General features: G+C 66.6%; 16 protein-coding genes. 7 read left to right on the top strand and 9 right to left on the bottom strand.

Annotated elements, in window-relative coordinates; translation table 11 throughout:
* Positions 1-45: 45 nt before the first annotated feature.
* Positions 46-483, top strand: coding sequence for a VOC family protein (locus ACSQ76_RS02135; RefSeq protein WP_306129792.1), 438 nt, complete (start codon positions 46-48; stop codon positions 481-483).
* A 16-nt stretch (positions 484-499) separates the two neighbouring features.
* Positions 500-1,366 carry an SDR family oxidoreductase gene (locus tag ACSQ76_RS02140; protein WP_437155271.1) on the top strand — a complete coding sequence of 289 codons (867 nt, stop codon included), beginning with the start codon at positions 500-502 and terminating at the stop codon, positions 1,364-1,366.
* Between the two features lie 216 nt (positions 1,367-1,582).
* Here ACSQ76_RS02140 and ACSQ76_RS02145 read toward each other — a convergent pair whose 3' ends face one another.
* From ACSQ76_RS02145 to ACSQ76_RS02165, 5 genes are all read right to left on the bottom strand, one after another.
* Positions 1,583-2,857, bottom strand: coding sequence for a bifunctional folylpolyglutamate synthase/dihydrofolate synthase (locus tag ACSQ76_RS02145; RefSeq protein ID WP_437155272.1), 1,275 nt, complete (start codon positions 2,855-2,857; stop codon positions 1,583-1,585).
* Positions 2,854-3,816, bottom strand: a complete 963-nt coding sequence (gene accD, locus ACSQ76_RS02150; protein WP_437155273.1) for an acetyl-CoA carboxylase, carboxyltransferase subunit beta — start codon at positions 3,814-3,816, stop codon at positions 2,854-2,856. Before accD ends, ACSQ76_RS02145 begins: the two co-directional genes overlap by 4 nt.
* A gap of 61 nt (positions 3,817-3,877) precedes the next feature.
* Positions 3,878-4,774, bottom strand: coding sequence for a CPBP family intramembrane glutamic endopeptidase (locus ACSQ76_RS02155; RefSeq protein WP_437155274.1), 897 nt, complete (start codon positions 4,772-4,774; stop codon positions 3,878-3,880).
* Positions 4,775-4,902: 128 nt separating this feature from the next.
* The gene (locus tag ACSQ76_RS02160) at positions 4,903-6,237 is read right to left on the bottom strand and encodes an ammonium transporter (protein WP_437155275.1); all 1,335 of its coding nucleotides are present in this window, start codon (positions 6,235-6,237) and stop codon (positions 4,903-4,905) included.
* A gap of 29 nt (positions 6,238-6,266) precedes the next feature.
* The gene (locus ACSQ76_RS02165) at positions 6,267-6,605 is read right to left on the bottom strand and encodes a P-II family nitrogen regulator (protein WP_152490972.1); all 339 of its coding nucleotides are present in this window, start codon (positions 6,603-6,605) and stop codon (positions 6,267-6,269) included.
* 343 nt (positions 6,606-6,948) lie between these two features.
* On the opposite strand from ACSQ76_RS02165, the gene ACSQ76_RS02170 reads away from it, so the two are divergent.
* Entirely contained in the window at positions 6,949-9,135 is a 2,187-nt protein-coding gene (locus tag ACSQ76_RS02170; protein WP_437155276.1) for a transglycosylase domain-containing protein, read from the top strand.
* A gap of 71 nt (positions 9,136-9,206) precedes the next feature.
* On the opposite strand, the gene ACSQ76_RS02175 is transcribed toward ACSQ76_RS02170, so the two are convergent.
* The 4 genes from ACSQ76_RS02175 to ACSQ76_RS02190 are packed head-to-tail and all read right to left on the bottom strand — an operon-like array spanning position 9,207 to position 11,254.
* Entirely contained in the window at positions 9,207-9,860 is a 654-nt protein-coding gene (locus ACSQ76_RS02175; RefSeq protein WP_306129785.1) for an isochorismatase family protein, read from the bottom strand.
* 50 nt (positions 9,861-9,910) lie between these two features.
* Positions 9,911-10,513: an MlaC/ttg2D family ABC transporter substrate-binding protein gene (locus ACSQ76_RS02180; RefSeq protein WP_437155277.1), complete on the bottom strand. Its 603-nt coding sequence runs from the start codon at positions 10,511-10,513 to the stop codon at positions 9,911-9,913.
* Complete coding sequence (locus tag ACSQ76_RS02185) at positions 10,506-10,751, bottom strand: hypothetical protein (protein WP_437155278.1); 246 nt, start codon at positions 10,749-10,751, stop codon at positions 10,506-10,508. Before ACSQ76_RS02185 ends, ACSQ76_RS02180 begins: the two co-directional genes overlap by 8 nt.
* A gap of 5 nt (positions 10,752-10,756) precedes the next feature.
* Positions 10,757-11,254: an MlaA family lipoprotein gene (locus tag ACSQ76_RS02190; protein ID WP_437155279.1), complete on the bottom strand. Its 498-nt coding sequence runs from the start codon at positions 11,252-11,254 to the stop codon at positions 10,757-10,759.
* 215 nt (positions 11,255-11,469) lie between these two features.
* On the opposite strand from ACSQ76_RS02190, the gene ACSQ76_RS02195 reads away from it, so the two are divergent.
* The 4 genes from ACSQ76_RS02195 to ACSQ76_RS02210 all read left to right on the top strand — a co-directional run bounded on the left by ACSQ76_RS02195 (position 11,470) and on the right by ACSQ76_RS02210 (position 15,954).
* Positions 11,470-13,209: a type I secretion system permease/ATPase gene (locus ACSQ76_RS02195; RefSeq protein ID WP_437155280.1), complete on the top strand. Its 1,740-nt coding sequence runs from the start codon at positions 11,470-11,472 to the stop codon at positions 13,207-13,209.
* On the top strand, positions 13,206-14,513 hold the full coding sequence (locus tag ACSQ76_RS02200; protein ID WP_437155281.1) for an HlyD family type I secretion periplasmic adaptor subunit: 1,308 nt from the start codon (positions 13,206-13,208) through the stop codon (positions 14,511-14,513). Before ACSQ76_RS02195 ends, ACSQ76_RS02200 begins: the two co-directional genes overlap by 4 nt.
* A gap of 215 nt (positions 14,514-14,728) precedes the next feature.
* Positions 14,729-15,190, top strand: coding sequence for a RidA family protein (locus tag ACSQ76_RS02205; protein ID WP_437155282.1), 462 nt, complete (start codon positions 14,729-14,731; stop codon positions 15,188-15,190).
* Positions 15,187-15,954, top strand: a complete 768-nt coding sequence (locus tag ACSQ76_RS02210) for a glycerophosphodiester phosphodiesterase family protein (RefSeq protein ID WP_437155283.1) — start codon at positions 15,187-15,189, stop codon at positions 15,952-15,954. Before ACSQ76_RS02205 ends, ACSQ76_RS02210 begins: the two co-directional genes overlap by 4 nt.
* The last annotated feature ends 32 nt before the right edge of the window (positions 15,955-15,986 follow it).

Raw genomic sequence — 15,986 nt, forward strand, 5'->3', positions numbered from 1 at the left:
CGGTTCGCAAGCTGGCGCGGATTTATCGCCGCAAGGGAGAGGCTTATGGATTTCGAGACGGTCACGCCGGAGGTGTTCGGCGCGTCGCTGCGGGGGCTGGGGCTGAACCTGCTGGTGCGCGACGTGCCGCGGGAAGCGGCGTTTCTGGAGGCCGTGTTCGGGATGACGGCCCATCGGGTGAGCGCGGATTTCGCGATCATGGCATATGGCGAGCAGTTGTTGCAACTGCATGCGGACGGGACCTATGCCAGCCATCCGTCGCTGAGCCTGGTGCCCGAGGGCGCACCGCGCGGGGGCGGGGCGCAATTGCATCTGTTCGACAGCGACCCCGACGAGGCGGCGGCCAGGGCCGAGGCCGCAGGCGGGCACGTGTTGCAGCCGCCCACGGACAAGCCGCATGGCCTGCGCGAGACGACGATCCTGTGCGAGAACGGTTATGCCTGGGTGGCGTCGCGGCCGCTGGAGGATATATCAGCCGGGTGAGGCACAGGAGAAACGCATGGGCAAGGTGTTGCTGTCTTTCGGGCACGGGTTTTCGGCGCGGGCGCTGGCCCGGCGGCTGGTGCCGCAGGGCTGGCGGGTGATCGGGACGACCCGGACGGCAGAGAAGGCCGAGGCGCTGCGCAAGCAAGGCGTCGAAGGCGTGGTCTGGCCCGGCAGCGACCTGTCAAAGGCGTTGGGGGCGGCGACGCACCTGCTGACGTCGGTCAGCCCAGGGGAGGAGGGCGACCCGGTGCTGAACGCTCTGGAGGACGAGATCGCGGCCATCGCGGAGCGGCTGGAATGGGCCGGGTACCTGTCGACCACCGGGGTCTATGGCGACCACGAGGGCGAGTGGGTGACCGAGGACACGACGCTGGAGCCTTCGACCGAGCGCGGTCAGAGGCGGGTCGTGGCGGAGGCGGCCTGGGCGGCTATACCGGGCCTGCCGCTGCATATCTTCCGGCTGGCGGGCATCTACGGCCCCGGGCGCGGGCCGTTCGAGAAGGTGCGCCGCGGCACGGCGCGGCGGATCATCAAGCAAGGCCAGGTGTTCAGCCGGGCCCATGTGGAGGATATCGCGCAGGTGCTGGAGGCGTCGATCAGGCGGCCCAATCCGGGTGCGGCCTACAACGTCTGCGACGACGATCCGGCGCCGCCGCAGGACGTGATCGGCTATGCGGCGGAATTGCTGGGGGTGCCGCTGCCGCCGGCGGTGAAGTTCGAGGAGGCGGACATGAGCCCGATGGCGCGGTCTTTCTATGCGGAATCGAAGCGCGTGGACAACAGCCGGATCAAGGACGAGTTGGGGGTCGCGTTGATCTATCCGGATTACCGGGCGGGGTTGTCGGCGTTGTTGGCGGAAGAAGGGGCGCGCGAAAAGTGAGGTCGCGTGCGCGTGGGTTTTCACCCACCCTACGAGGTCCCGGATCAAGTCCGGGACGGGCGCGGCCTTTGCGTCATTCAGGCTGAAAATCCAGACGGTCGTGCCGATCTCTGCCCGCGGTATGTGAGTATTTCGGGAACAATGAAAGGTTTGGTCTCCCCCGATTTTCACTGTTCTTCAAATACTCATGCCGGCGGTACGACAAAACGCACCCGATTAGCCGTTTTCGCGCAGGATCGCGCCGGCGAGATAAAGCGAGCCGCAGATGAGAATGCGCGCGGTGGGGTCTTTTGCGGCGATGTCTTCGATGGCGGCGCGGGCGCTGGAGGCGGTGCCTGACGGCAGGCCGGCGTTGGCGGCGGCGGTGGCGGTGGCGTCGGCGGGCAGGGTGTTGGTCTCGCCGGGGATGGAGATGGCGGTGAGGCTTTGGGCGACGCCGGCGAGCGGCGAGAGGTAGCCCGAGATATCCTTGGTGTTGAGCATGCCGCAGACCAGGTGCGTCGGGCGGGGCGGCAGCGAGGCCAGATGCGCGGCCAAGGCGCGGCCCGCGGCGGGGTTGTGGCCGCCGTCGAGCCAGAGTTCGGCCTGCGGGGCCGCCTCGGCCAGCGAGCCGGCGGAGAGGCGCTGCATCCGGGCGGGCCAATGGGCGTGCGTGACCGCCGCCTCGAGCGCGGCATCGCCAAGGTGCAGGTGACGCAGGGCGGCGAGGGCGGCGCCGGCGTTTTCATACTGGTGTGCGCCGGGCAGGTTGGGCAAGGGCAGGTCGCGCAGGCCGGTTTCGTCCTGAAAGATAAGCCGACCGCGCTCGGTGGTGACGTGCCAGTGCTGGCCGTGGGCCAGAAGGGGCGCGCCCAAGCGCCGGGCGGCGGCCTCGATGGCGTCCATGCCTTCCTCGTCCTGCGGGCCGACGACGCAGGTGACACCGCGCTTGAGGATGCCGGCCTTTTCCATCGCGATCTTGGCCAGCGTGTCGCCCAGGTATTGCTCGTGGTCCATCGACACGGGCGTGATGATGGTGAGCGCGGGGTTCGCCACCACATTGGTGGCATCGAGCCGGCCGCCCAAGCCCACTTCGAGCAGGGTGTAATCGGCCTTGCTGCGCGACATGGCCAGCAGGGCGGCGCAGGTGGTGATCTCGAAATAGGTGATCGGCGCGTCGCCGTTGGCGGCGTAGCACTCGTCGAGCACTTCGGTCAGGTGCGGCTCGGTGATCAGCTCGCCCGCCAGCCGGATGCGTTCGTGGAAGCGGGCGAGGTGGGGCGAGGTGTAGGCGTGGGCGGTCTTGCCCGCCCCTTCGATGCCTGCGCGGATCATGGCAAGCGTCGAGCCCTTGCCGTTGGTGCCGGCGATGTGGATCACCGGGGGCAGGGCATCCTGCGGGTTGCCGAGCGCGTCGAGCAGGCGCCAGACGCGGTCGAGCGTGAGGTCGATGATCTTGGGGTGCAGGGCCATCATCCGGTCGAGGATGACGTCCGAGGTGGGGGCGGTCATTTGTCGGATGTGTCCGCGGCTTGTTCTTCGCCCGAGTCGGGCTGTGCCGCGTCCTGGGCCTCGTCCTCGAGCGGGAGTTCGGGGGCGGGAAGGTCGGCGGTGACGGCGGGGGGCAGGTTCAGTAGCATGCGCAGGATGGAGATGAGCTCGGCGCGCATCTGGCCGCGGGGGGTCACGCGGTCGAGCATCCCGTGGTCGAGCAGGTATTCGGCGCGCTGGAAGCCCTCGGGCAGTTTTTCGCGGATCGTCTGTTCGATCACGCGTGGGCCCGCGAAGCAGATCAGCGCGCCCGGTTCCGCGATATGCACGTCGCCCAGCATGGCGTAGGAGGCCGTGACGCCGCCGGTGGTGGGGTGGGTGAGCACGACGATGTAGGGCAGTCCCGCCTCTTTCAGCATCTGCACGGCGACGGTGGTTCGGGGCATCTGCATCAGCGACAGGATGCCTTCCTGCATCCGCGCGCCGCCGGCGGCGGAAAAGAGCACGAGGGGGCGCTTGAGCTTCACCGCCTCTTCGGCGGCTGCGATGATGGCGTTGCCGACATACATGCCCATGGAGCCGGCCATGAAGGAGAAATCCTGCGCCGCGGCCACAATGGGGGTGCGGCCGATTTCGCCGGAGGCCACCAGCATCGCCTCGGTTTCACCCGTGGCCTTTTGCGCGGCGCGCATCCGGTCTGGATATTTCTTCTGGTCGCGGAAGTGCAGCGGGTCGGGCGTGGGCTGGGGCACAGCGACCTGGGTGAAGGCGCCGCCGTCGAAAAGCGCGGTGAAGCGGTCGCGCGGGGTGATCGCCATATGGTGGCCGCAGGAGGTGCAGACGTTGAGATTCTCGCGCAATTCGCGGTGGAACAGCATGGTTCCGCACTCTTCGCACTTGGTCCACAGGTTCTCGGGGATCTCGCGGCGCGAGAAAATCGAGTTGATGCGCGGCCGCACGTAATTGGTGATCCAGTTCATCGGTGGCCCAGTTCCCGTTGCAAATCGCCCTTGAGATAAGCCGTGCGCGGGGGAAATGCAATCAGACGCGCAGGGCGAGGCGCGCAGTGAGCCAGCTGACGAGCAGCAGCATCAGGTCGAGCGGGGCCCAGACCCAGAGCGTGTCGGTATCGCCAAGCGCGAAGGGGTAGGTGTAGAGCGCCAGGCCGTCGAGATTGTTCTCGGGCGCGACCACGAGGATCGCGAAGAAATTGTTGACGAAATGCAGGCCGAGGGCGGCGCCGATGGTGCCGGTGCGCGCCGTGAGGTCGGCCGCGGCGATGCCGAAGAGCGTGGCCCAGCCGACGATCAGCCAGGTGGCGTCGCCGTTCATGATCGGGTCGTGATGCAGCAGGCCGAAGAGGATCGAGGGCACGATGAGCCAGACCCGGGGGCTGGCGAAGCGGGCGGCGAGCTGGCTTTGCAGGTAGCCGCGAAACACCAGTTCCTCGGCGCCGGTCTGGATCAGCAGCGCGGGCAGGGCCAGCGGCAGGAAGCTGAGCCAGAGGGAGGGGTTGAGGTTGGTCTCGGGCACGAGATCGGGGGTGGCGGGCAGGAGCAGCGACAGCGCCACGTGCAAGCCCACCATGTAGAGGCAGACGCGGCCGAAATGGTGCCGCGCGCGCCCGGGATCGCCGATGAAGCTGGGCAGGGTGCGGTTGTGCACCGTGCGCCCGGTGATGGCCAGCGCGAAGAGGATGAAGCCGAAGACATAGAGATTGGCCAGCACGCCGTAGGGTGTGTCCCCGCGTTCCAGCGCGGTCACGGTGTCGTCCATCGGCGTGCCGGGCACGATCACGTTGAGCAGCGCCGACGTGGCGAAGATCAAGGACAGGAACAGCACCGACAGCATCACCGCGCCGAGCACGAGGCGCACGAGCGATGCCGTGGGGCGGGCCGCGGCGACCAGGGCTTCGTGCGGGCGGTAGGCGTCGGACATGGGATCAGAGCTAGGGCGCGAGGGCAACGACCGCAATGGCGTTCGGGGTTTGCGGCACAAGAAAAAACCCGGGCGCGAACGCCCGGGTCAGGATCAAGGGTCGGGAGGACCCATCTCTGTCAGCGGTCTCAGCCCTTCGAGAACTCGGGGTAGGCTTCCATCCCCAGTTCGGACATGTCGAGACCTGCGATCTCTTCCTCTTCGCCGACGCGGATGCCCATGACGGCCTTGAGGATGAACCAGATGATCAGGCTGGCCACGAAGGTGAACACACCGTAGGCCACGATGCCGGTCAGCTGGGTGATCAGGTTGGCGTCGCCGTTGTAGAAGATCACGGCGATGGTGCCCCAGATACCGGCGAAGAGGTGCACCGGAACGGCGCCGACCACGTCGTCGATTTTCAGCTTGTCGAGCATCGGGATCGTCAGGACCACGATCACGCCACCCACGGCACCGATCCAGAGCGCACCAAAGAGCGTGGGTGCGAGCGGCTCCGCGGTGATCGAGACCAGGCCGGCCAGGGCGCCGTTGAGCACCATGGTGAGGTCCGGTTTCTTGTACATCACCTGGCTGAGGATCAGCGCGGTCACGGCACCGGCCGCGGCGGCCATGTTGGTGTTGGCGAAGATGCGGCTTACGTCGGAGACGTCACCCACGGTGCCCATGGCAAGCTGCGAGCCGCCGTTGAAACCGAACCAGCCGAGCCACAGGATGAACGTACCCAGGGTGGCAAGCGCCAGGTTGGAGCCGGGCATCGGGTGCACCTTGCCGTCCTTGGCGTACTTGCCCAGGCGCGGGCCCAGCACGATGGCGCCGGCCAGAGCGGCCCAGCCACCGACGGAGTGCACGACGGTCGAACCGGCGAAGTCGGAGAAGCCGGCCTCGGACAGCCAGCCGCCGCCCCACTGCCAGGAACCCGAGATCGGGTACATGAAGCCGGTCAGGACAACGACGAAGATCAGGAACGGCCACAGCTTGATCCGCTCGGCCAGCGCGCCAGACACGATCGAGGCGGTGGCGGCAACGAAGACCAGCTGGAAGAAGAAGTCCGAGCCGATCGACGCATAATCGAGGGCTGCATCTGCCGCGGCCACGCCCACCGGATCGAGCACGGTCTGCCCGCCGATGGCGAAGTAGCCGTTGAAGTCGCCCGGATACATCGTGTTGAAGCCGACGAGCCAGTACATGATCGCGGCAATCGAGAAGAGCGCGATGTTCTTGGTCATCTGCATGGTGACGTTCTTGGAGCGCACCAGCCCGCCTTCGAGCATGGCGAAACCCGCGGCCATGAAGAACACCAGGAAGCCGGCCATGCAGAACAGCAGGGTCGTCATGATGTAGGGGCCGATCTCGTCGAAGCCGGGTGCGGCTGCTTCGGTCTCGGCGGCTTCCTGAGCGAAGCCGAGTTGGGGCAGGACCGTGATTGCGGTTGCGGCGAGCCCCAGATGAATAAAGCGTTTCATTGTGATGTTATCCCTTCTATCGCGCGTGTTCAAAGCGCGTCATCGTTGGTTTCGCCCGTGCGCACGCGCATGGCCTGTCCGATATCGAGCACGAAGATCTTGCCGTCGCCGATCTTGCCGGTGCGCGCTGTCGTCGCGATGGTCTCGACCACCTGGTCGACCATGCCGGCGGTAACGGCGATCTCGAGCTTGATCTTGGGTACGAAGTTCACGGCGTATTCCGCGCCGCGGTAGATCTCGGTGTGGCCGGATTGCGAGCCGAAGCCCTTGATCTCGGTCACCATCATGCCGCGCACGCCGATCCCCGTCAGCGCTTCGCGCACATCTTCAAGCTTGAACGGCTTGATGGTTGCAATGATGAGTTTCACAGATGTCCCTTTCGGTTGCTTGGGCGAGGTTGGTTTCGCTGATGCAGAAAGTGACGGAGATGCGGCGGGCTGGAAGGGTGAGCGGCGAGGAAACGGGCGGAAATCGACGAGTTATGCACAAATTATGCGCAAATATGCGTGAATGACTAATAAATGTGCGATTAAGAATCGTGTTAGGGGCCCTACCCTAGGCGGTATGCCGCCGAGCGCGGCCACCGGGCGGCCGGGCGGATCACAGGCCGGGGTGACGCGGCGCAGAGGGCCTGCGATGCATTTCGGGGGTCTACTTTCGGGTTGAGGACCTGTAAACTGCCGCAAAACCAGAGGTCCGGGCAGGTAGGGCATGGGAAATCAGGGGCGAAAAGCGCCGCGACTCGTTGCAGACAGGCGATACGGCAAGACCACGAAGGCACCGGCAAAGGGTCGGTCCGCGGCGGCTGCGCGCAAGCCGGCGAAACCCCGGCGCACGCAACGCAAGAGCGGTGGCGGTTCGGGCGGCGGGCGCGGCCCGGTGGCGTGGATCAAGCGCCTGTTCCGCTGGATCCTGCGGCTGATCTGGGTGGTGACGTGGCGCGTGGCGGCGGTGCTGTTGCTGGTGACGGCGCTTGCCGTGGCTTACGTCTATGCCGGGTTGCCGGACGTGCGGGCGCTGCTGGACGGGCGGGCGCGCGGGTCGGTCACGATGCTGGACCGCGAGGGCGACGTCTTTGCCTGGCGCGGCGACCAGTTCGGAGGCGTGGTGACCGCCGACACCGTCAGCCCCGACCTGCGCAACGCGGTGCTGGCCACCGAGGACAAGCGGTTCTACAGCCATTTCGGCCTGAGCCCGCGCGGCATCGCCAGCGCCATCCGCATCAACCTGAGCGAGGGGCGCGGGCCGCTGAGCGGGCATGGCGGCTCGACCATCACGCAACAGACCGCGAAACTGCTGTGTTTGGGCGTGGAATACGACGAGAGCGAGTGGGAGAGCGAGGCGGATTACGTTCAGGACTGCCGCCGCGGATCGCTGAGCCGGAAGGCCAAGGAAGCGATCTATGCCATGGCGATGGAGGCGAAGTATTCCAAGAACGAGATCCTGTCGATCTATCTCAACCGGGCCTATTTCGGCGGTGGCGCCTTTGGTGTCGAGGCCGCGGCGCAGCGCTATTTCGGCGTCAGCGCGCGCGAGGTGAACGCGGCGCAGGCGGCGATGCTGGCGGGTTTGCTGACCGCGCCGACGCGGCTGGCGCCCACGACCAACCTGGAACGCTCGCAGGCGCGGGCGGCGACGGTGCTGCGGTTGATGAACGAGCAGGGCTATCTGACCGACGCCGAGGAGCAGGCCGCCCAGGACAATCCCGCCACCCTGTCGGAGGCCGCCGAGGCCCAGGCGGGGGGCTATTTCGCCGACTGGGTGATGGACAGCGGGCCCGAGCTTTTCACCCGCGACACGACCGAGGACGTTATCATCCAGACGACGCTGGATCAGCGCATGCAGCGCGCCGCCGAGGAGGCGCTGGACTGGATCTTCGAGAACAAGGTGAGCGACGGGTCCGAGGCGCAGGCGGCGATCGTCGTCATGAGCGCCGACGGCGCGGTGCGGGCCATGGTGGGCGGCCGCAAGTCGCGCGTCACCGGCGCGTTCAACCGGGCCACGATGGCCAAGCGGCAAACCGGCTCGGCGTTCAAGCCGTTTGTCTACGCCACCGCGCTGGAACTGGGCTACGAGCCGAACTCGATGGTGGTGGACGAGCCCTATTGCCTTGATATCACGGGCTCGGGCCGGTGGTGCCCTGACAATTACGACAACAAGTTTCACGGCCGTGTGCCGCTGATCACGGCGCTGGCGGAATCCTACAACATTCCGGCCGTGAAGGTGTCGGAAAGCGTGGGGCGCGACCTGGTGCGTCGCATTGCCAGCGATTTCGGAATCGACAACGAACTGGCCGATGGGCCGGCGCTGGCGCTGGGCGCGTCGGAAAGCACGCTGCTGGAGATGACGGGCGCCTATGCCGGGATCCTGAACGGCGGCTCGTCGGTGACGCCTTACGGGCTGGTCGAACTGAAGCTGTTGGGTGACGACGCACCGCTGATGCGTAAGAGCGGGGGCATCGGCGAGCGGGTGATCCAGCAGGAGGCGGCGCAGAAGCTGATGGGCATGATGTACGAGGTGGTGCAGTCGGGCACCGGCGCGCGCGCCAAGCTGCCCGACCGGCAGGCCGCGGGCAAGACCGGCACGACGCAGGCGGCGCGCGACGCGTGGTTCCTGGGCTTTACCGCGGATTACGTCACCGGCGTGTGGATGGGGTATGACGACAATACCCCGCTGAAGGGTGTGACCGGTGGTGGCCTGCCGGCGGATATCTGGCGCGAGACGATGGTACGGGTGAACGAGGGTGTTCCGGTCAGCGACCTTCCGATGATCCGGGTCGAGCCGCAGCCGCAGGTGCAGCAGCAGCCGCGCACGCAGACGCAGCCGCGCCAGGACAGGGGCAACACGATCAACCGGATGCTGAAAGAGCTCCTGGGGCCGGCCCACGGGGGGCAGTGAGCCGCGTTTGCCCTTGGCCTCGGGGCACAAGGGCCGCGGCTGCGCTCCGGTCCGGCCTGCCGGGGCGCGTTCTAAGCCGAGCGCAGTTCCGGCCGCTGGCTCTGCGCCTCGTTTCCCTGCGCGCGGGTCAGGTCCGGCGCGCCGGACGCCAGCAGCCGGACGATCTGGCCGGATGTCAGGGCGGTGCAGAATTCCCCGTGCATCGCCGCGACCGACAGGTCATGCACCAGTTCCGGATCGTGATCGACCCCGTTCAGATCGAGCCGGTTGCAGGTCGCACAGGCATCGTGGGCGAGATACACGTCGAACCCCATGTTTCCGGCCATGCGGACGGAGGTTTCCACGCAGAAGTTGGTGAAATAGCCGGCGACGACCAGCCGGGTGATGCCCGCCCGTCTCAGGTGCAGTTCCATCGGCGTTCCGATAAAGGCCGAATTGACGCTTTTCTCGATCACGATGTCGTCCGGCCCGATCTCGAGCCCATCCAGTTGTGCGCCGGTCGGCAGCGACAGCTTCAGCGGGCTGTCGGGCTCGATACTGTCGTGCCGGGTAAAGGCCACAACCCGACCTGCCTGGCGAAACGCGGTGAGAAGGTCGATAAGGCGCGCATGACAATCGGGATTGTTCATGCGCCCGGTCTTGCCGCCCCAGTGCCCGAAGTCGTGCACGCCCTTCTGGACGTCGATCAGCAACAGGGCGGTTTCTTTCCCGAATTGATCAATCATGTTCACGCATCCAGTCTGACAAGGGCTTTCACAGGTGGCCGGCGCCGGGGTCAGCCGGCGCGTTGCACGTCCGCGATGAGTGCGTCGATATTGCCGCCGTTGCGGTCGAGCATGGCGCCGATTTCGGTGCGCTCGCTGAGCCGCAGGCTGACGCCCTCGATCACCATGTCGAAAAAAAGGTCGCGGCCCGAGCGGTCGGAGACCAGGAAAAGCACGGTGAAGGGCGACTTGCCGCGCAGTTTCACCGTCGAGCGGACCTCGTGCCAGGATTTGACCTGGCGCACGCCCGTCACTTCGATCTGGCCGCCGATGAATTCGCGGAACCGCTTGCCGTACTTGCGGGCGATATAGCCCTGGAAGGCGGCGGTGAAGGCTCGCATCTGGGCCAAGGTGGCGCGGCGCGAATCCGCACCCAGCGTGGAGCGGGCGATGATGTTCACGTCGGCATAGCGGGCGAAGATGCGTTCGAATTCGCCGATCATGGCGCCGGTCGACCTGCCCGAGGCGATGACGCGGTTGATATCGGCGACGACCTGGTCGATGAGGCCGCGGGCGCGGGCCTCTGTCAGGGCAAAGGCGGGGTTTGCGGCGGCGGGCAGCAGCGTGGCCGCCGCGCCGGCGCCGATCAGGAAACGTCTGGAAATGTCATTCATCGTAGGGGTCCTCCAGCGGCGTGCCGAGTTCGGCATCATAAGGATCTTCCAGCGCCCCGCCCGAGCCTCCGCCCAGCTTGAAGCGCCTGTTCTGAATATAGAGCGAGCGCGCCTGAGCGTAACTGTCGGCGCTGTCGTAAAGGATGGAATCGATGGTGTCGGCGTAGCGGCCCCGGTCCGACAGGCCGGTCGCGGCGGAGGCGACGGTGCCGTAGTAGTTCTCGGGCTCGTCGAGCACATAGGTCAGCGGGTTGGTGAAGAGATCGACGATCCTGCCCGCCGCAGCGCGCTCGGTCGAGGGCCCAGCAGGGGCAGCTCGATATAGGCCCCCTCGCGCACGCCCCAGACATGGAGCGTCTGGCCGAAATCGGCGTCGGTGGCCTGGGGCATGTTGAGTTCGGACGCGGTGTCGAACAGGCCGCCCAGCCCGATCGTGGTGTTCACGAGGAAGCGGTAGGTATCTTCGGTCGCGCCCTTCATGTTGCCTTGAAGGATGTTGTTCACCACCGCGCCGGGGATCGACAGGTTGAAGGCGAAACGGCCGATCATGTTCTCGACATCGTCGGGAATGAAGCCGGAATAGCCCTTGCCGGCGGGGCCGACCAGGTTTCTGTCCAGCGCCCGGTTGAAGGCGTGGGTGCGGCGGTTTTCTTCCTCGTAGGGGTCAAAGGCCTGCCCGGCCGGATGGTTCGCCGGGGTTGGCGTGCAACCCGCCGCGACGAGAGTCACGATAAGCGCCAAGCCGATCGCGATCAGCTTTGGTTGACTGGAAGACGAGAAATGTGGCAACGGTCAGGCTTTGGTTAAGGTATAGCGGTCATAAATAAACGAACGGTTCAATTTACCCAGATACGTCAATTGGACGAAGATGTTCTGTGGCACACCGATGATAATGGTAGTAAGTCGGAACGGGGCATCGTTCAAGTGACGATCTGACGGGACGCAGAAGAGGCGGCATGCAACTTAGCAAGGCAAGACTTGATGCAGGCCGCGAGGAACTTCGCGCCGCCCGCCGCGAGAGCCGGGGGCTTTACTGGTTCGTGGGCATCTTCAGCTTTTTCGTCAACCTGCTGATGCTGACCGGGCCGCTCTACATGTTGCAGGTCTATGACCGGGTGCTGGGCAGCCGGTCGGTCGAGACACTGATCGCGCTGAGCGTGCTGGTGGTGTTTCTTTACGGCATGATGGGCCTGCTGGACTATGCCCGGGGGCGGATCATGGGCCGGGTCGCGGCGCGGTTCCAGGCGCGGCTGGACCGTCGCGTGTTCGACGCGGTGATCCGCAAGGCGGCGCTGGCCCCGGACGAGCATACGGAGACAGGGTTGCGCGATCTGGAGGCGGTGCAGCGGCTGATGTCCTCGCCGGTGCTGATGGCGATTTTCGACTTGCCGTGGACGCCGGTCTTCCTGGCCGGGATCTGGCTGTTCCACCCCTGGCTGGGGGCGCTGGCGCTGATCGGCGGGGGGATCATCATCCTGATCACTGTGGTCAACCAGTGGGTCACCCGCCAGCCGGCGATGAAATCGGCGCGGGCCACCGGCGCGGCGGAAATGCTGTCCAACCAGATCCGCAACGAATCGGAAATGGTGCAGGCGATGGGGATGCGCGACCAGGCGTTCTCGCGCTGGCAGAAGGCTCGGGACGTGTCGCTGAAATCGCAGATCACGTCGTCGGACCTTGTCGGCACGTTCACCACGACGACAAGGACCTTCCGGCTGTTCCTGCAGTCGGCGATGCTGGGGCTGGGGGCCTACCTGGTGCTGCAGAACGAGTTGACCCCCGGCGCGATGATCGCGGGGTCGATCTTGATGGGCCGGGCGCTGGCGCCGGTCGAACTGGCCGTCGGGCAGTGGGCGCTGGTGCAACGGGCCGTGCAGGGCTGGCATTCGCTGGCCGAGCTGCTGGCGCTGGTGCCTCCCGAGCAGCCGCGCACGCCGCTGCCCAAGCCCAAGGCGCTGTTGCAGGTGCAGCAGGTGACGGTCGTGCCGCCGGGCGACCAGCAGGCGGCGCTGAAGACCATCAGTTTCACTGTCCAGCCGGGCCAGGCGGTGGGCGTCATCGGTCCCTCGGGGGCCGGCAAGTCGACGCTGGCACGGGCGCTGACCGGGCTGTGGCGGCCCGCCGGCGGGCGCATCCGGCTGGATGGCGCGTCGCTCGATCAGTTCGATCCGCGCGTGCTGGGCGAGCATATCGGGTACCTTCCGCAGCGCGTGCAACTGTTCGAGGGGACCATCGCCGAGAACATCTCGCGCCTGGCCGAGCAGCCGGACGCCGCCAAGATCGTCGAGGCGGCGAAGAAGGCCGATGCGCATGACATGATCCTGAAGCTGCCCGACGGCTATGACACGCGGGTCACCGCCGGGGGCGGGCGCCTGTCGGGTGGCCAGATGCAGCGGATCGGGCTGGCGCGGGCGATGTATGGCGACCCGGTGCTGGTGGTGCTGGACGAGCCCAACTCGAACCTCGACAACGAGGGCAGCGAGGCGGTGAACCACGCCATTCGGGAGTTCAAGGCCGATGGCAAATCGGTGCTGATCATGGCGCACCGGCCCGCGGCGATCCGGGAATGCGACCAGTTGCTGATGCTTGAGAACGGCATGGTGCGGGCGTTCGGGCCCAAGGACGAGGTGCTGAAGGACGTGGTGAAGAACGCCGGGGAGATTACCGCCAGCGCCCTGCCGGGAGGTGTGCGATGAGCCACGACAAGCGCAATGCGTGGTCGGTGCGGACGCCGATGATCGTCGGGATGAGCGGGCTGATCATTCTGCTGGGCGGCTTCGGAACCTGGGCCGCGGTGACCGAGATTTCGGGCGCGGTGATCGCCGGCGGCCAGATCGTGGTCGACCAGAACCGCCAGGTGGTCCAGCACCCGGATGGCGGCGTGGTGGCGGCGATCGAGGTCGACGAGGGCGACACGGTGGAGGCCGGACAGGTGCTGTTGCGGCTGGACCCGACGACCCTGCGGTCGCAACTGGCGATCACCGAGAACCAGCTTTTCGAGCTTCAGGCGCGGCGCGGACGGCTGGAGGCCGAGCGCGACGAGCGCGACGAGATCACCTTTCCCGACCTGGTGACAGAGGTGGGCGCGCGCAATGACGAGGTGGCCGGGCTGCTGGACGGGCAGCGGCGTCTAATGTCGGCGCGCAACGAGACCGTGGCGAGCGAGATTTCGCAGCTGGAAAAGCGTCGCGGCCAGATCGCCAACCAGATCGAGGGGATCGAGGCCCAGCAGGACGCATTGGACGAGCAACTGGCGCTGATCGAGCAGGAATTGAGCGACCAGCAGTCGCTGTTGGACCGGGGCCTGGCGCAGGCCTCGCGCGTGCTTGCCCTGCAACGGGAAAAATCGCGATTGCTGGGCCAGTTGGGGGAACTGGCGGCGCAGGTGGCACAATCGGAAGGCCGGATCACCGAGATCGACATCGAGACGCTGAAGCTGGGCACGCGACGCCGGGAGGAGGCGATCACGACCTTGCGCGACTTGCAGTTCCGCGAGCTGGAACTGCTGGAGGAACGGCGCGCGCTGATCGAGCAGATGAGCCGGCTGGACATCACCGCGCCGGTGGGCGGGGTGGTTTACGGCTTGCAGGTCTTTGCGCTGCGGTCTGTCATCCGGCCGGCCGATCCGATCCTTTACGTGGTGCCGCAGGACCGCCCGCTGATCATCAACGCGCAGGTCGAGCCCACGGATATCGACAAGCTTTTCGTGGGCCAGGAAGTGACCCTGCGGTTTTCCGCGCTGGATCAGCGGACGACGCCGGAACTGATCGGGCAGGTGGTGCAGATCTCGGCCGATTCGTTCCAGGACGACAACACGCGGCAGAGCTATTACCGCGCCGAGATCGCGCTGAGCGAAGGCCAGCGCGAGCGCCTGCCGGAAGATGTGACGCTGATCCCCGGCATGCCGGTGGAGACCTTCATCCGCACCGCCGACCGCACGCCGCTGGCCTACCTGACGAAGCCGCTGACGGATTACTTCGCCAAGGCGTTCCGCGAATAGGCGGTGCGCCTGCGGCGCGCAGGTTGTCTCGGCGTCCCTTCGGGACGTCTCGGGGCGCGTTGCAGGCGTGACGTTTCGGTGTAAAGAGCGGGCCCCGGGGCCGGTGAAAGGGTCTGAGTATTTTTCGCAAGAAAAAGCCCGGGCCGGCTTTTGCGGTTGCATCGGTGTCGCGACGGGCTAGCGTGCGCGTCGAGACAACCGAGGAGATCGGAACCATGGGTAAATTCGAGGACAGGCTGGCAGAGATGGGCGTGACCCTGCCGGAGGCGGCCGCACCGGCGGCGAATTACGTGCCGTATGTGCAGGTGGGCGACATGCTGTACGTATCGGGGCAGTTGCCGAAGCTGGGCGACGAGATGATGATCGGCAAGCTGGGCGACGACATGGACGTGGCCGAGGGTGCGGAAGCGGCGAAGGCCTGCGCGATCAACCTGCTGGCGCAGGTCAAGGCGGCGTGCGGCGGCGACCTCGACCGACTGAAGCGCGTGGTGAAGCTGGGCGGGTTCGTGAACTCGACACCCGATTTCACCCAGCAGCCGCAGGTGATCAACGGCGCGTCGGATTTCCTCGGCGAGGCGCTGGGCGAGGCGGGCAAGCACGCGCGGGCCGCCGTGTCGTCGCCGGCGCTGCCCTTTGGCGTGGCGGTCGAGATCGAAGGCGTGTTCCAGATCGGATGACGCGGCTGGACCCTGCCTTTTTGCGCGCGCCGCTGGCGCATCGGGCGCTGCATGACGTGGGCTGCGGCCGGCCCGAGAATTCGCGCGCGGCCGTCGCGGTGGCGATACGCCACGGCTATGGCATCGAGATCGACCTGCAACTGAGCCGGGACTGCGCGGCGATGGTGTTTCACGATTATGACCTGAAGCGTCTGACGGGGCAATCCGGGCCGGTGCAGCAGCGCGAGGCGGCCCAGCTGGGAAAGCTGCCGCTTCTCGGTGGCGACGAGGGGATACCGACGCTGCCCGAGGTGCTGGAACTGGTGGCGGGCCAAGTGCCGCTCTTGATCGAGCTGAAAGACCAGCAGGGGCAGATGGGCCAGACGGATGGGCGGCTGGAGGCCGCGACGGCGGTGGCGCTGCGGGAGTATGCCGGGCCGGTGGCGGTGATGTCGTTCAACCCCGAAATGATGGTGGCGATGCGCGATCTTGCGCCGGACGTGGTGCGGGGCATCGTGAGTTGCGACTACGACGCGGCGGATTGGACCCTGCTGCGCTCGGACGTGCGTGAGCGGTTGCGGGAGATCCCCGATTATGACCGCGCGGGGGCGTCGTTCATCAGCCACCAGGCGCGGGATCTGGGCCGGTCGCGCGTGGCGGAATTGCAGGGCGCGGGGGCGGACATCCTGTGCTGGACGATCCGCTCGCCACACCAAGAGGCAGAGGCGCGGCGCGTCGCGCAGAACATCACCTTCGAGGGGTACCTGCCGGCGATTCCCGCTTGAACCGGCGCGGGCCGGCCACAGATTGAAGGCCA

The organism is Roseovarius sp. B08 (genome assembly GCF_051417955.1).
Classification (GTDB): Bacteria; Pseudomonadota; Alphaproteobacteria; order Rhodobacterales; family Rhodobacteraceae; genus Roseovarius.

Bases quoted from the DNA above. Each gene is read 5' to 3' on its own strand.
- ACSQ76_RS02195 (WP_437155280.1), top strand. From the start codon at position 11,470: ATGCAACTTAGCAAGGCAAGACTTGATGCAGGCCGCGAGGAACTTCGC.
- ACSQ76_RS02140 (WP_437155271.1), top strand. From the start codon at position 500: ATGGGCAAGGTGTTGCTGTCTTTCGGGCACGGGTTTTCGGCGCGGGCG.
- ACSQ76_RS02200 (WP_437155281.1), top strand. From the start codon at position 13,206: ATGAGCCACGACAAGCGCAATGCGTGGTCGGTGCGGACGCCGATGATC.
- ACSQ76_RS02155 (WP_437155274.1), bottom strand. From the start codon at position 4,774: ATGTCCGACGCCTACCGCCCGCACGAAGCCCTGGTCGCCGCGGCCCGC.
- ACSQ76_RS02170 (WP_437155276.1), top strand. From the start codon at position 6,949: ATGGGAAATCAGGGGCGAAAAGCGCCGCGACTCGTTGCAGACAGGCGA.
- ACSQ76_RS02205 (WP_437155282.1), top strand. From the start codon at position 14,729: ATGGGTAAATTCGAGGACAGGCTGGCAGAGATGGGCGTGACCCTGCCG.
- ACSQ76_RS02145 (WP_437155272.1), bottom strand. From the start codon at position 2,857: ATGACCGCCCCCACCTCGGACGTCATCCTCGACCGGATGATGGCCCTG.
- ACSQ76_RS02160 (WP_437155275.1), bottom strand. From the start codon at position 6,237: ATGAAACGCTTTATTCATCTGGGGCTCGCCGCAACCGCAATCACGGTC.
- ACSQ76_RS02175 (WP_306129785.1), bottom strand. From the start codon at position 9,860: ATGATTGATCAATTCGGGAAAGAAACCGCCCTGTTGCTGATCGACGTC.
- ACSQ76_RS02210 (WP_437155283.1), top strand. From the start codon at position 15,187: ATGACGCGGCTGGACCCTGCCTTTTTGCGCGCGCCGCTGGCGCATCGG.
- ACSQ76_RS02135 (WP_306129792.1), top strand. From the start codon at position 46: ATGGATTTCGAGACGGTCACGCCGGAGGTGTTCGGCGCGTCGCTGCGG.
- accD (WP_437155273.1), bottom strand. From the start codon at position 3,816: ATGAACTGGATCACCAATTACGTGCGGCCGCGCATCAACTCGATTTTC.
- ACSQ76_RS02180 (WP_437155277.1), bottom strand. From the start codon at position 10,513: ATGAATGACATTTCCAGACGTTTCCTGATCGGCGCCGGCGCGGCGGCC.